The organism is Clostridium sp. (assembly GCF_036642255.1).
Classification (GTDB): domain Bacteria; phylum Bacillota; class Clostridia; order Clostridiales; family Clostridiaceae; genus Clostridium_J.
Window position 1 is genome coordinate 1 of record NZ_JAVWDJ010000063.1, and the last position, 15,193, is coordinate 15,193.

Sequence of the window (15,193 nt, forward strand, 5' to 3'; positions counted from 1 at the left end):
ATATCTTATCACTGCCACTTCCTTCAAAGGTTACCTTATCTCCTACAAGATGATAGTTTGTTGTAACTCCATCTACTATTTTTTCTGTTCTTATACCACTATCGTTGTATTTGTAGGAAATGGCTTTTCCATTTCCATTAATGCTCTTTAGCTGTCTTCCCATTTCCCAGGTGAAGTTGTATCCATCATAGGTTAGTGGATTACCTATTTGGTCATAAGTTATAGATTTCCCATTATAGGAGCTTAATTTATCTCTCCATACAGAATCTTCATAAGTATAATTAGTTACTTTTGTAGGAGAGTGAACTGCAGTAACTTCACCCTCTATAGGCTCATACTCTTTTTTGCTTAGAATATTTCCACCTATGTCATAACTATAGACTATAGTTTTACCTAAAATTCCGTTATCCTCTCGAATAACTTCATTAAGCTCATTATAATAATACTTTATGGTTTTGCCATTCTCTAGGATAGTTTCAATGTTTCCATTTTTATCGTAGGTGTAAGCTATTTCTTTGCCACCGTTTTTAATTTTTTCAATTTGGCTTGTGGTGCTATTAGCATCGTTCCCTGCTTTATAAAAATATTCTGTCCTATAGTACCCATTTATTAATGAATCCTTTATTCTTCCTAAACTATCATAGAACTTTTCTACTTTATAACTTTGGGTTTTATTATCTGTATAATTTCGATTATAAGTATCACTTGTAGGTCTATTATCCTTATCATAACTATAATTAGTTATGCCAGTATCCACTAATCGTTTACCCAAGGCAATAAATCAAATTTTCTATCCAAAAATAAAAAAACTGTTACACAGCTAACTATTAAGTTAGCCATGCAACAGCAGCTTTGTTTTTATACAGCTTTATTTTCTTCTTCACCAGCAAACTGACTGTTGTAAAGGTCAGCATAGAATCCACCTTTATCAAGCAGTTGTTTATGGTTACCCATTTCAATAATGCTTCCCTTATTCATAACTAAAATAAGTTCTGCATCACGGATAGTTGAAAGTCTATGAGCTATAACGAAGCTTGTTCTACCCTTCATTAAGTTACCCATAGCTTTTTGAATTAACACTTCTGTTCTTGTATCAACACTACTTGTAGCTTCATCAAGAATTAAAATTGTTGGGTCTGCAAGTATTGCACGTGCAATAGTTAGAAGTTGTTTTTGTCCTTGTGAAATATTAGTTGCTTCTTCATTAAGGATTGTGTCGTAACCTTGAGGCAAGGTTCTTATGAAGTGATCTGCATGTGCAGCTTTTGATGCACGCACGATGTCCTCCATTGATGCCCCTTCTTTTCCATAGGCTATGTTTTCCTTAATTGTTCCATTATAAAGCCATGTGTCCTGAAGCACCATACCAAACATTTTGCGAAGTTCATTACGTTTAATGTCCGTTACGTTAACTCCATCAACGCTTATCTTACCTGCATTTAATTCATAGAAACGCATTAGAAGATTAACAAGAGTTGTCTTACCTGCCCCTGTTGGTCCAACAATAGCTATTGTGTCACCATTTTTCACATCAAGATTCATATCTTCTATTAGAGGAACATCCTCCACATATCTGAAATCTACATGCTCAAACTTAACGTCTCCTCTTGGATTTTCAAGAACCACTGCATCTTTATTATCTGCAAGTTCTTCTTCTTCATCAAGAATATCAAACACACGCTCAGCACAAGCAATTGTTGACTGAATAACATTGGCAATATTAGCTGTTTGAACGATTGGCATTGTGAAGGATCTTGAGTATTGGATAAAGGCAAGTATATCACCGATTCCAAGTAAGCTCTTAGTACTCCAAATACCTCCAACTATACATATTCCAACATAACCGATATTACTTATGAAGTTCATAAGTGGGAACATTATTCCTGATACAAACTGAGCTTTCCAACCAGCATCTTTAAGTCTTCCGTTTATATCTTCAAACTCAGTAATAGAATCTCTTTCTTTACCGAAAGCTTTAACTATTTTGTGTCCTGTATACATTTCTTCTACATGTCCGCTAAGAGCACCAATTTCCTTTTGCTGAACTGCAAAATACTTTTGGGATTTCTTTGCAATAAGCGCTGTAGATAAAACATAAAGTGGTAATGTTGCTATAACAATAAGTGTTAAAATTGGGCTTATTGTAAGCATCATGATGATATAACCAATTATTGTGATAACTGATGTAATTATCTGAGTTAAACTCTGTTGCAGAGAAGTTGCAATGGTATCAACGTCGTTTGTTACACGGCTTAATATATCTCCATGAGCATGCATATCAAAATACTTAAGTGGTAATTTAGAAAGTTTTACATCAACTTCTCTTCTTAAATCACGTACAGTCTTTTGTGCTACTCCTGACATAACAAGTCCCATAATTAAGCTGAAACCAGCACTAACTACATAAATCCCTATTAATATAAGAGCTATATTCCCTATATAGTGGAAGTCATACTCTCCATTTGTTTCTCTAATTGCGCTAATAACTGAATCTATCTGAGCATCAGTATAGTTCACATTAGCTTTAGGATCTGCTGGAGCATTCTCCACAGTACCTTGCATTTTCTTGCCTAAATCCATTATCTTTCTAGTTACATCAGCTTTCTCGTTAGGGTCCTCTAAGGTATCCAGCTTTGGAAGTGCAAGAAACTCTTGGATGGCTTTTATTCCTTCAGTATCTAAAGTAGCATCAGTACTGGCAGTATCACCGCCCATATCAGGCATTCTTCCGAAGATATCAAGCATCTCATTTAAAACTTTAGCCTTTTCAGCTGGATCACTTATAGAATTCAGCATTGGAAGAGCTAAAAGTTCTTGAACGCTCTTAAGTTGCTCTGGGTCCATAGCCTTGTCTGTAGTAGTATTTTCTGCATCAGCCTTTTTCATATCAGGCATTTTCACAAATACATCAACTAATTTGAGCACTGCGGCTGACTTTTCGTTTTCATCTGTAATTGTGCTTATGTCAGGTAGCGCTACAAGTTCCTTAATTGTTTCTAAATCTGCTTTATTTATTGTTGTACCTGAGGTTGCAGCAGCACTATCCCCTGAGGTGTCAGGCATATCTTTAAATATATCAATAAGCTGAATTAAAGTATCTTTTTTAACTACTGGATCACTTATTTCACTAAGCAATGGAAGCTTCAATAATTTTGCTGCAGCATCGCTTGCTTTCTTATCCATAGTACTTGTTGAAGATGCTTTAGTAGTAAAATCAGTAATGGTTGGAATCTTAGCATAAACTTTATTCATAGTCTGTGCATCAAGATTCATGGAAGAACTTTGAGTTCCACCTGCCATACTCATAAATTTCTTAATTATATTAACTTTTTCAGTTCCATTTTTAACATTTTCAAGCATTGGAAGGCTTAAAATTTCCTTAGCACTGCCTAATGCTTTTGCATCTATTTGTCCACTTGGTGGCATAGCTCCAAGAATATCAATGAACTCTAAGGTAGTCTTTACCTTAGCACTTCTTCCGCTCACTGAATCAATCATTGGAAGTTTCATCAATTTTTCAATAGCTGCCGTGGTTTTTGGGTCCATTGGTGGAGTTTGAATCCCAGCTTGAGCAGCCTGCTGCATTTGTGCCATTTGCTCTTTCATTTGAGCTACCATTGCTTTTTGAGCACCAGCCATCTGAGTAGTTATCTTATCAACAGCAGTTTTTTGTCCAGTTACTGTGCCATTATGCACTTGGATTGCAATGGCCTTGTACATTTCATCTACTGCCTTTGATTGTGCCTCAGACATACTTGTTGTAATTTGATCTACAGAAGTTTTCTGAGCATCAACCATGCTGTTTTTTATCTTATCAACAACGTCCTTTTGAACGTCCCCCATCTTACCATTCATTTGATCTACTGCTTCGTTTTGTGCCTTAGTCATTTCTTTTAGCATAGTACGGGCCATATATGCGTTTTGCAATTTATTTGTTGCTTTTGCAGATATTTTAGGTGCTACTATTGTAAAAGAAGTACTGGCAATAGCAAATATTAAAACTATAATTAAATTCAATTTATGTGGCCTAAGGTAACGAAGAAGCCTTCTAAAGGTTCCTTTAAAGTCCTTTGCCTTTTCTACTGGTCTTCCAAAACCGCCACCCATAGGTCCGCCGCCTCTTGGTCTATTTTGTGTTTTTTCGCTCATGCTATTTCCTCCTCTGAAAGCTGTGAGGATACAATTTCACGGTATACTTCACAGGTGTCTAGAAGTTCTCTATGGGTTCCCATTCCCACAATACTTCCTTCATCTAAAACGATAATTCTATCTGCATCCATTACTGTACCTACTCTTTGAGCAACAATAATCACAGTTGATTCCTGGGTTTCATTTTTTAGAGCAGCTCTCAGCTTTGCATCAGTTTTAAAGTCAAGGGCTGAGAAACTATCATCAAAAACGTATATTTCTGGTCTTCTAATTAGAGCACGAGCAATAGAAAGACGTTGTTTTTGTCCACCGGATACGTTAGTACCCCCTTGAGCAATTTTATGATCATATCCATCATCCATACCTTCTATAAAGTCAGCTGCTTGTGCAACCTGTGATGCATGTCTAACTTCTTCCTCAGTAGCCTCTTCATATCCAAATTTGATGTTTTCAGTTATTGTGCCTGAAAACAAAATAGCTTTTTGAGGTACAAATCCAATTTTACTTCTAAGCTTTTCCTGTGTCATCTCTCTAACATCAACACCATCAATAAGGACATTTCCACTGCTTACATCATAAAATCTTGGAATAAGATTTACGAGAGTAGACTTACCTGAACCTGTACTTCCTATCACAGCAGTTACTTCTCCTGGTTTTGCAGAGAAGGATATATTTCTAAGAGCTGGTTCTTCAGCTCCATGATAGTTGAAAGTTACATCTTTAAATTCTACATAACCTTTCCCTGTAAAGGCATCATTTGTTTTCTCTGCATCTGTTATCTCAGGAATTGTATCTAAAACTTCATTAATTCTCACTGCCGCTGCCTGAGCACGTGGCACCATGATGAACATCATTGCAAGCATTAACATTGACATCATGATTTGCATAGAATATTGAATAAATGCCGAAAGTGCTCCTAAATCCATATTTCCTTCACTTATACGTATTCCACCAAACCATAATATAGCTAAAGAAGTAAAGTTCATTACTAGCATTATGGAAGGCATCATGAAAGCCATAATCTTATTTACCTTAATATAATTGTTTGTAAGATCAAGATTTGCTTCATCGAAACGCTTTCTTTCTTTATCAACAGTGTTAAAAGCACGAATAACTCTTATTCCTGTTAGCTTTTCACGAAGCACAAGGTTAATCCTATCTATTTTACCTTGTACAAGTTTAAATAGTGGCATCATTCTTGATGCTATTATAGCTACGGTAGCTGCAAGTACTGGTATTGCAACTGCTAATACCCAAGTAAGAGATCTATCCTCTCTCATTGACATGTAAACTCCACCTGCAGCCATTATTGGTGCACTAATCATCATACGCATTATCATTACTGTAACCATTTGAACTTGAGTAATGTCGTTGGTAGTTCTAGTAATAAGTGTTGCTGTACCTAACTTATCAAATTCATGCAAGGAATAGCTGGAAACTCGTCCAAAAACCTTGCTTCTTAGAATTGCACCTAGGCCCACTGAAGTTTTTGCTGATAAAAAGCTGGCTAAAACTGAACAGATAACTCCTCCACCAGCAACTAAAAGCATTATTCCACCAATCTCTAAAATCCTATTGGTATCCCCCTGCATTATTCCCTCATTAATAATATGTGACATTAGGGTTGGGAGATAAAGATCTCCTAAGGACTGCAAAGCCACTAACACAACTACAGTTATTACCATAGCCGTATATGGCTTTAAAAATTTATACAACTTAATCACAAATAATCATCTCCTACAGTTTAAAAATCATTTTCATATTTTATTTCCTAAGCATTATTGAATAATTACTTAGTCATCTAAATTTTATCAGTTACTTCAATTAGATTATCTCTAATCTGCATAAGCAGTCTACGAAGCAACATTGTTTCTTCATCAGTAAAGTTGCTGAAACATTCTTCATTAAGAGTATGCATAACATCCCTTAACTGTTCACTGGTTTCTCTGCCCTTTTCCGTAAGGTAAACCCTTGATATTCTTTGGTCTTGTTTATCTTGTCTTCTTGTTAAAAGTCCTAACTTTTCCATTCTTCCAATCATCACAGTTATTGTTGCAGCCTTAATTCTGAGCTTTTCAGCAAGTTCTTTTTGGCTTTGACCATCTTTGCAATTTAGTGCAAATAAAAGTGGCGGCTGTCCAGGATAAATACCTAGTTTATCTAACAGTTTATGAGAACGGGTAAAGTGAAGTTTCACAATTTCCCCAAATATATGATATATGTTACTTGAACTATCATCTTTATTGAAACAATGCATTGTATCCCTCCTTTTTCTATTGCTATGTAAAAAATATTACTTAGCCACCTAACTTAATTATAATAGCATATGCTTATTTAGGAGTCAATATATATGTTTAGTTTAAATTTTTACTGAAATCCTTTACTTTTTTACACCTAATGTTAAGTTACAGATAATTATGTCCTCACTTATTTTTCGTGGAGATTAAAGCCACAAAAGCTGCTTAGATTTAACAATTTCTAACGGAGATTTAGATAAACAAAGTAATTTTTATTAGAACAAAGTGTCCTTGAATCATAGTGTGTGAAATAAGGTGAAAAAATACAAGATCCCCATAAGAAGGCAATAACTAATTTAGCCATTCTTATGGGGATTCTTATCTATATACTAATTTTTTGGGGATTTTTTTATTTATACTAATTTCAATGGGATTACCTATTGTAGTTCATTCCAAAGTTTATCAAAGGCTTCATTTTCCATTTTGAAGAAAACATCTGAAAAATCATAGTATATATAACCTTCTTTAAAAAGTCTTAGTTGTACTTCGGTGCCATCATTTAGAGTTATATATATAAATTTTTGATTTGTTTCTCCATCTTCATCCCAAAGATAGGATAGACTTTCCCTTGTATATGGGGCAGTACTTTTTAATTCATTTGCAAAATCATTTAACCCTTTAATCTCAGGTAGTTCTTTAAGGATTTGTTTGCCATTGTTCCAACTGTCGAACTTCTCGTATTTTGCACTTTTAATATTCCCTTGTATTTTTAGCTTACCAAAAATATCCTCACCATTTTTTACTGTGATTCCATTGAAGCAATCATAAAACTGAGCATAAATAGTATTATCTATTGTTTCATAGGTCATTATTCTAAAGTTTTTATCATACCCCTTAACAGAGTAAACATCAGCTGTTCCAACGGTTGACGCAAACTCAACTGCATAATCCTTTTGCTCACTCCACTCATCTATATTTCCTTTTGTAGTACCGAGTTTTGTTTCAAGGAATTTTTCTCCAATGTCAGAACTTATCCTTGTACCAGATTGAGTATATATCCTACCTTCATATACAATAAGCCCTATCATATCCATTGCCACACCGGTTTCTTTAGGTAGTTGTATTTTAGGTATAGTTATCCCCTCAGCTGTGGCTACAGTTTTATCCCCTGGGGCTGGTTTTTTACCACTTGGGGTTTCGGTTTTGTAGGAAGTGTCAGGTTTTTTATCTATATAATTTACTCCTAGTGATCCAACAAAAACAACTAAGGCAAGCCCTGCTGCTATGGAAGCCATACGCTTATAAGGAAACCTATTAGGTTGTTTATCCATCATTGTTTTTGATATCCTTTGCTCCATTTCTTCATCTGGGGTTAGCTTATCAATAACCTTCTTAATATCCTCTTGTTTCATATACATTCTCTCCTTCCAATTGAATTTTTAAGAGATCCCGACCACGTTTAAGCCGCATCTTTACCGCTGATTCTGAAATTTTAAGAATCTCTGATATATTTTTTACTGTATAATCTTCATAATAGTGCAGATAAATAACATCCTTGTATTTAGGGGAAAGCTTCAAGATTTCCTCCATAATATGAATGTCAGCTGGATCGTCATAATAGCTTTCAATATAGCTCGTCTTTACAACTCTTTTATGCCACATACTTCTAAGCATATCTTTGCATATGTTAGAAGTTATTCTAATGAGCCAGGCTTTTTCATGCTCCTCACTATTAAATTCTGGGCTCTTATAAACAAGCCTCATAAAGGCTTCTTGCATAGCTTCCTCTACATCTTCTTTATTTCCAAGGTACACCATACAAATTCGGAATACCATATCACTATATAAACTATATTTCTCTGAAAAATTATCACTAGGCCTTTGTAACAAATTCTGCATGAGAAAACCTCCTTTCATACATAACACGAATGATAATGGAAAAAAGTCACATAGTATTTTAAAATAAATAAAAAATTAAAAGCATGTGAGTTTGAAACCTCTCACATGCTTAAGTAATTTTAACTTCTTCTTATTTAAATTTCCTTTTACTCAAACTTTCCTTACCTTATAAATCCTTCTAATGGTTTGTTAATTTTCCCTGTGATCCTCAGAGTACTTTTCAACAAAGCGGTAACCTATCCCAACCTGAGTAAGAATAAATCGAGGATTTGCAGTATCTCGTTCAATTTTACGACGCAGACTAGCCATAAATACTCGAAGGCTTTTAGGGTCCTTCGTCTCCCCATACCCCCAAACTTGATTTAAAATGTAGTTATGGGTTAGGACTTTTCCTCTATTAGCAATTAGCAGCATAAGAAGTTTATATTCCATAGGGGTTAAATGCACTTCTTCATTATCTATGAACACAAGACCTTTAGTATAGTCCACAGTTAAATAATCACAGGTGAACATTTCCACATTATCTGGGTTCACAATGCTATTAAGTTTCCTTAGACAAACTCTTATCCGAGCAAGTAGCTCCCCCATATGAAAGGGTTTTGTCATATAGTCATCAGCCCCCAAGTCAAGGGCCATAATCTTTTCACTTTCTTCTTCACGAGCAGAAACAACGATGATAGGAGTGTTGCTTTTTTCTCTAATTTTTCTTATTACCACCATACCATCCATATCTGGCAGTCCTAGGTCTAGTAGAACGATATCAGGGTTGTTTGCATAAAATAAGGTCATAGCTTCTTTGGCGGTAACTGCTTCAACAGTTTTATATCCTTCGTCCTTTAAATATATATTTGTTAAAGACATTATATATTTGTCATCTTCTACGATTAAAACAGTGATATTTCCTTCCATCATTCTACCTCCGTATAAGGCAGTGTAAATGTAAACAATGCACCGCCAAGATGGGATGTGCCAGTGGTGATTTTACCTCCATGAGCCTTAACAACAGCTTTGCAGATTGCAAGCCCAAGTCCAATTCCCTTCTTACCATCAGCTCCAGTTTTGCCATTAGTGACAAAGGCATCGAAGAGGTTTTCGTTTATTAAGGGATTATTCCCTATTCCATCTCCACCATCAGCAATGTTAAATTCCACATACCCTTGGTTTTGATTTATATTGAGCTCAATAGGACAATCTTTTGAAGTGTGCTTCACCGCATTATCCAATAAATTTACTAATACCTGTACAATCATTTTACCATCCATAGGCATTGCAATAACATCCTTTGGCAGGATTATCTTAAAAGGTCTTTTATTCAATCCCACAACATGAGTAACTGCCTCACTAACAACATCATCAATAACTTCAATTTGTTTATTAACCTCTAATTTATCATTCTCAATTCTTGTCATATTTAAAATGTTTTCTACAAGGGTTGTTAGCCAAACCGCTTGTTCATTAATATCTCGGGCTAAAACTTCAATGCTTTCACGCTGAAGACTCTTACCTTTCTGAACAATGTAATTGCTTGCTCCAGCAATCCCTGCAAGAGGAGTCCGTAAATCATGACCAATACTTCTCAAAAGATTGCTTTTTAAATGTTCCCGCTCCATTGCAATACGAGTATTTTCTCGCTCGTTATAAATAAATTCTCGATCTAGAGCAATTCCCATTTGTGCAGCAACTGCATTAACGAGCCATTCTTCTTCCATATTTAGATTTTCCTTCTTATGGTACACCTTAAGGGTTCCAAGCCTTTTAGCCATTCCCATTATAGGTTGTTCAGTTCCTTCTTCACTTTGCTGAAAAGCAAACTTATCGCTCTTATAAGTTTCATCTATTTCGTCAAGTTTTACTATACTATCATAACCTATATTTTCTTTTATATATCTCATGCTATGATTTATAATATTTTCTTGGCTAGTTACGTTCAGAAAGCTATGAGATATCTCATGCAATAGTTTTGCGGTTTGCTCATTGCTTTGGGAGATAAGTAACTGTCTTTGAAACCTTGCAGTTAAGCTTGAAGATATCACCGATGCTATAAGAAAAAATAACATCAACACCATATCATTGGTGCTTGTAATAATAAAGGTGTGATACGGCTCTGTAAAGAAATAGTTGAATATCATTACACTAGCACATGCTGCTATAATTCCGAAATAGTATCCTCTTGTGAAAGCAGTTATCAATAATACCCCAACCATAAAAATCATAAGGATATTTTCTTTCCCAATACCTAATTGATTTAAGGTAATAGATCCTAAAGTTGTAACTAGCAATATTAACACTAAAGTTAAATAATATCTTTTCCTCATAAGCCACCTCTTAAGGATATTTTACCATAACTTCAATCAATTCTCTTTAAAATTCTTTCAACATCCTTGTGATGTCCCAGCACCATGAGATGTTCTCCTTGTTTAAATACATGCTCAGCTGAGGGCAATGGATAAACTTTATCCCCAATTTTTGTTGCAAGGATACTTACATGATACTTCACTCTAAAATTAACTTCTTTTATAGTCTTTCCAATCCAATTTTCAACAGGCGGTATTTCATAGATTGCAACATCCTTTGTTAATTCTATATAATCAAATAAATTATTTGCACTGTACCTTACCGCAAGCTTCTCTGCAGCATCTCTCTCTGGGTCTGCCACTTCATCAGCGCCATTACGAAGCAAAAATTTAACATGGATATCACGACTAGCTTTACTGATAACATACTTTGCTCCCAAATCCTTAAGGAGGCTTGTTATTTCTAAGCTACTTTGAAAGTTACTTCCCACACAAACAAAACATAAGTCAAAGTTGCTGATCCCAAGTGAGCGTAGCACTTCTTCTTTGGTACAATCCCCTATTTGTGCACTTGTAGCAATTGGCAAAAGCTCCACTAAATTTTCCTCTTCTTTATCAACAATCATAACTTCATTTCCAAGTTCAATAAGATTATGGGTGAGATGTTTACCAAATCTTCCGATTCCTATTACTAAAATTGATTTCATATTATGTCCTCCTATCCTATAGTTATTTTTTCTTTGGGACTTTGAATACATGAAGGCATTTTGTGTTCTGTAAATATCAGAGCAAAGGAAAGGCTTCCAACCCTACCACAATACATTAATAAGATGATAACTATCTGGGCAAAAGAGCTTAAAGTGCTTGTAATTCCTGTAGAAAGACCTACAGTCCCAATTGCAGATAAAACTTCAAATATTACATCACTAAGAGATAGTGCATTATTTGTACCAATAATTAAAAATGCTGCAGTGAAGGTAAGAATTAGATTCACTGTTACCACAGCACTTGCTCTCTTTAGTGCATTGTCTTCCAATCGTCTTCCAAATATATTATCATTTTTTGTAGCTCTCAGACTTGACCACAGTGAAATTAATATAATTGCTAGGGTAGTTGTTTTAATACCTCCAGCAGTTGATCCAGGGCTACCACCAATAAACATCAACATCATTGTAAGAAGCTTTGTAGCAGGCATCATTGTAGCTACATCAACAGTGTTAAACCCCGCTGTTCTTGGGGTTACTGAACCAAATAAAGATGCTAAAATTTTTTCACCTACACTCATGTGAGAAAGTAAATTTCCGCTTTCAAAAATATAAAAACTTATAGCTCCTGATACTATAAGTATTGTAGTAGTTGATAAAACTATTTTTGTGTGCAATTGATATCTTTTAAAGTGATACTTATTCTTTGTAATATCATCCCATACAAAGAACCCAATTCCACCAACAATAATCAGTACCATTATTGTTAAATTAACAATAACATCATCACAGTAAAATGTTAGAGAAGAATATTTCCCATATCTACCCATCAAATCAAATCCAGCATTACAAAAGGCTGAAACTGAATGAAACACCCCATTATATATCCCCTTTACTAGTCCCATATGTGGTATAAATTTTATTGCTAGTAAAATAGCTCCTATTCCTTCAAAAATAAAAGTACCAATAAGAATTTTTTTAATTAAACGTACGATACCACCAATGTATAGGGTATTTACACTTTCACGTAACAGTCCTCTTTCCTTAAGACCAATTTTTCTTTTCAGTAAAAACGAGAACATGGTTATAATGGTCATAAATCCTAAGCCACCAACTTGTATCAATATTAAGATAACGAGTTGTCCAAATATAGACCACTGTGTATAGGTATCAAAAACCACAAGTCCAGTGACGCAAGTAGCAGATGTTGCTGTGAATAGTGCATCAACAAAACCTACAGATATATTATCTTCGCTTGCAATTGGTAGTAATAAAAGTAATGTGCCAAAGACAATTACTAAAATATATCCTAAAGCAATCATTTGTGGATAGCTTAATAACTTTACTCTCTTTATTATTGCTTTTGTCATATTCTCACCTCATCCTCCTTGATTAAGAACTGATAAAGCATCTGCGGCGTAGCCTGTTCCCCCAAGAAGTATGTTATTTTTTCATTGGTGAACATCCTTTCATTTTTTCTATCATTGCAAAGGCTTATGATTTTATCCAGGGTATATAATTTCTTGCCTATTTTACATAACACCAGATTATCAACATCTTTTTCTGATAAAGCAATCAAATAACGAAAGTTTAGTTCCTTATCCAGTATAAATGGCTCGACTAAGTTCAATACTGGAATATTATTTTTCTTTAACAGTACAATAATTTCTTTTGCAAGGTCTGTTTCCCCTAATACAATAGCAGTTGAAGTTATATTATCTTCCTCAGACTTGAATCCTCCCTTTGCAAAAAACTTGTCCACATTCGATACTAGGTAGCCTATATAAATCACAGGAATTAAAAGTGTAGCAATCACCAAAATCCACATATCTTCACCTTCTTATAAATTGTTCTATACTATTATTGTAGGTTTTTTCATATAAAGATTGTGTTAATATACCGTAGGTTTATATAAGTAAGATATAAAGATTAGTGGGAATGGTATTAAGATTGTATTAAGATAATGTGATATGAAACTGGTAATTATATAAATATAAAGTTCCTTTTCTAAAGGTGTGTATTTTTTAAAGGGTGTTTTTACAAAAAGGAGCTACTTGCAAAAAGGTACTGTTACAAAAAGATTTCTTTACAAAAAGGTCTGTTTTTAAAATAGTAAAAAAGTTTCCATTTTGATTCATTAAAGAGAGAAGGCAATATTTAGTTTGTGTAGTAGTATAGGCTAACGTGGTGAAAATTTAAATAATTTAACTCCAAAGAACTTAAGGTAACCACGGTAGATTCATGATTATATAAAGTTCTAACTTTTGTTCCCTATGCAGGTACAATAGTGAAAACTTGAGTTATAAATAACCCTATCCTGGTGTTCAAATAGATTTCGGTAATAAATAAGTTAGGCCCTATAGCTAATAGCTTTTTAGAACCATGGGCCCAACCCGTGGTATTCGTTACACAATAAAAAAGAGGATGAATCTAAATTCACCCTCTAAATAGCTTATTAAGAAAGTTAGCTAAGAACATAACAACTAGTATTCTTATTTGAATATCCTTCGATGTTCTTAATTGTTATATTTAACTTCTTATATTAACTTCCTTGTTGTATTAATATGCAGTATTAACTTCCTTGTACAAACTCAATAATAGGCTTAAGACTTTCCTTTTCCGTCCAATCACACTTAGAACCCATTGCTTCCATCAAGGCTGCCTCCCAAGGTTCATAGCCTGCAGGGTCTTTTTTAGCCACAGCTTTTTTAAGCATATTGCAAAGTACTTTATCTGTCCAGGACATTTTTTCTTCATCCCAAGCCCCTCGACAGTAGTAACATGGTATATCCTTAAAGTTATCCTTGAAATTATGATCTTTTATAGCATTCACAGCTTTTTCATTATAGGGAGATGCTCCCACTGCAAAAACTGCTATTTTTTTATCCTTCAATTTAGGATAATTCTTTTTGATAAAGGATACCCCTGCTATCCCTGAGGCGTAGATACCTCCACCTAGAATTATAGTTTCATACTCCATAATTTTTTCAACACTAGCCTTTTTGGTTTCAATTACATCACAGGTTAATTCTTCACTGAGCCACTGTGCATACTTTTTTGTTGCACCATATTTTGATTGATATATTACAACTACTTTAGACAACTTTTACTCCCCCATTATTTAAATACTATTACTTACATTGTGTTACCTTATTACTGATAATTTTTTTTGTTATTATAAGAGGTTTTAGAAGGATAATTTTAACATCCTCATCAGTGCTCCTAACTTCATAGTCATTATGCAATTTTCAATTATAGCACCCGCAAAAAACACACTTAATAAAACAGGTATAGTTCTTGTTAACTCATTTTTCCTTAACTTGCATTTTATACTCATATTTAATGACACACTTTAAGAAGATTACGTCTTAAACTATCCAAAAATCATTTAACAATAATATATAGTTCTACTTAATTGGCATATACCCTATAACTTCATAGGTAATACTGTCACAAACAATAATCGCAAAGTCGTGGTCTGAAGTATCACCAATAGTAATAATCCAGTCAGTAGAATCAACTGAATTTTTATCTACTTTAGAGTTTTGTGAATATACAAACTCCCATGTTTTTTCATCTGCATTTTTTATTGTTATAATATTTGTGTTTATACGGTCTTTTGCAGTAAACGAGGAGTTCTTAATATAATTTATACTATTATTGACTGCTTTTTGTTGTTCAGCCGACAATGAACCTTTTTGTTGTTGAGTCGACAACGAACCTTTTTGCTGTTCAGATGACACTGAACCTTTTGTTGAATTACAACCAAACAATGTAAAAAGCATTAGTAAAATAAGAGTTATTGTTAAATATTTTTTCATAGTAGTCCCTCCAAAGAAAATTTTATGGTGTTAATTTAAAATCTTAATTTATATACGAATAACAAATGAATTAGTTCTCAATTTTTTAC

General features: G+C 34.2%; 12 protein-coding genes and 1 pseudogene. All 13 read right to left on the reverse strand.

Translation table 11 applies throughout. The features are described from left to right. A pseudogene (locus RR409_RS19205) lies at positions 1–757 on the reverse strand (hypothetical protein); the annotation flags it as partial. A gap of 101 nt (positions 758–858) precedes the next feature. Next, positions 859–4,149, reverse strand: coding sequence for an ABC transporter ATP-binding protein (locus tag RR409_RS19210; protein WP_332559394.1), 3,291 nt, complete (start codon positions 4,147–4,149; stop codon positions 859–861). Further along, positions 4,146–5,873 carry an ABC transporter ATP-binding protein gene (locus tag RR409_RS19215; RefSeq protein ID WP_332559395.1) on the reverse strand — a complete coding sequence of 576 codons (1,728 nt, stop codon included), beginning with the start codon at positions 5,871–5,873 and terminating at the stop codon, positions 4,146–4,148. Before RR409_RS19215 ends, RR409_RS19210 begins: the two co-directional genes overlap by 4 nt. A 77-nt stretch (positions 5,874–5,950) precedes the next feature. Further along, positions 5,951–6,406 (reverse strand): MarR family transcriptional regulator, encoded by a 456-nt coding sequence (locus tag RR409_RS19220; RefSeq protein ID WP_332559396.1) that lies wholly within the window; start codon positions 6,404–6,406, stop codon positions 5,951–5,953. Positions 6,407–6,823: 417 nt separating this feature from the next. Further along, positions 6,824–7,798 (reverse strand): hypothetical protein, encoded by a 975-nt coding sequence (locus tag RR409_RS19225; RefSeq protein ID WP_332559397.1) that lies wholly within the window; start codon positions 7,796–7,798, stop codon positions 6,824–6,826. Next, positions 7,779–8,285 carry an RNA polymerase sigma factor gene (locus RR409_RS19230; RefSeq protein ID WP_332559398.1) on the reverse strand — a complete coding sequence of 169 codons (507 nt, stop codon included), beginning with the start codon at positions 8,283–8,285 and terminating at the stop codon, positions 7,779–7,781. Before RR409_RS19230 ends, RR409_RS19225 begins: the two co-directional genes overlap by 20 nt. Before the next feature lie 189 nt (positions 8,286–8,474). After that, complete coding sequence (locus RR409_RS19235) at positions 8,475–9,194, reverse strand: response regulator transcription factor (protein ID WP_332559399.1); 720 nt, start codon at positions 9,192–9,194, stop codon at positions 8,475–8,477. After that, the gene (locus RR409_RS19240; protein WP_332559400.1) at positions 9,194–10,600 is read right to left on the reverse strand and encodes a DUF4118 domain-containing protein; all 1,407 of its coding nucleotides are present in this window, start codon (positions 10,598–10,600) and stop codon (positions 9,194–9,196) included. Before RR409_RS19240 ends, RR409_RS19235 begins: the two co-directional genes overlap by 1 nt. 32 nt (positions 10,601–10,632) lie before the next feature. Beyond that, positions 10,633–11,286: a TrkA family potassium uptake protein gene (locus RR409_RS19245; RefSeq protein WP_332559401.1), complete on the reverse strand. Its 654-nt coding sequence runs from the start codon at positions 11,284–11,286 to the stop codon at positions 10,633–10,635. Positions 11,287–11,297: 11 nt separating this feature from the next. Then, positions 11,298–12,653, reverse strand: a complete 1,356-nt coding sequence (locus tag RR409_RS19250; protein WP_332559402.1) for a TrkH family potassium uptake protein — start codon at positions 12,651–12,653, stop codon at positions 11,298–11,300. After that, entirely contained in the window at positions 12,650–13,111 is a 462-nt protein-coding gene (locus RR409_RS19255; protein ID WP_332559403.1) for a hypothetical protein, read from the reverse strand. Before RR409_RS19255 ends, RR409_RS19250 begins: the two co-directional genes overlap by 4 nt. A 744-nt stretch (positions 13,112–13,855) precedes the next feature. Further along, positions 13,856–14,386: a flavodoxin domain-containing protein gene (locus RR409_RS19260; protein WP_332559404.1), complete on the reverse strand. Its 531-nt coding sequence runs from the start codon at positions 14,384–14,386 to the stop codon at positions 13,856–13,858. A 304-nt stretch (positions 14,387–14,690) separates the two neighbouring features. Beyond that, positions 14,691–15,104 (reverse strand): hypothetical protein, encoded by a 414-nt coding sequence (locus RR409_RS19265; RefSeq protein WP_332559405.1) that lies wholly within the window; start codon positions 15,102–15,104, stop codon positions 14,691–14,693. Positions 15,105–15,193: the final 89 nt, after the last annotated feature.

Coding starts and splice junctions, on each gene's coding strand:
- RR409_RS19245 (WP_332559401.1), bottom strand. CDS start 11,286: ATGAAATCAATTTTAGTAATAGGAATCGGAAGATTTGGTAAACATCTC.
- RR409_RS19235 (WP_332559399.1), bottom strand. CDS start 9,194: ATGGAAGGAAATATCACTGTTTTAATCGTAGAAGATGACAAATATATA.
- RR409_RS19255 (WP_332559403.1), bottom strand. CDS start 13,111: ATGTGGATTTTGGTGATTGCTACACTTTTAATTCCTGTGATTTATATA.
- RR409_RS19240 (WP_332559400.1), bottom strand. CDS start 10,600: ATGAGGAAAAGATATTATTTAACTTTAGTGTTAATATTGCTAGTTACA.
- RR409_RS19225 (WP_332559397.1), bottom strand. CDS start 7,798: ATGAAACAAGAGGATATTAAGAAGGTTATTGATAAGCTAACCCCAGAT.
- RR409_RS19265 (WP_332559405.1), bottom strand. CDS start 15,104: ATGAAAAAATATTTAACAATAACTCTTATTTTACTAATGCTTTTTACA.
- RR409_RS19250 (WP_332559402.1), bottom strand. CDS start 12,653: ATGACAAAAGCAATAATAAAGAGAGTAAAGTTATTAAGCTATCCACAA.
- RR409_RS19220 (WP_332559396.1), bottom strand. CDS start 6,406: ATGCATTGTTTCAATAAAGATGATAGTTCAAGTAACATATATCATATA.
- RR409_RS19230 (WP_332559398.1), bottom strand. CDS start 8,285: ATGCAGAATTTGTTACAAAGGCCTAGTGATAATTTTTCAGAGAAATAT.
- RR409_RS19210 (WP_332559394.1), bottom strand. CDS start 4,149: ATGAGCGAAAAAACACAAAATAGACCAAGAGGCGGCGGACCTATGGGT.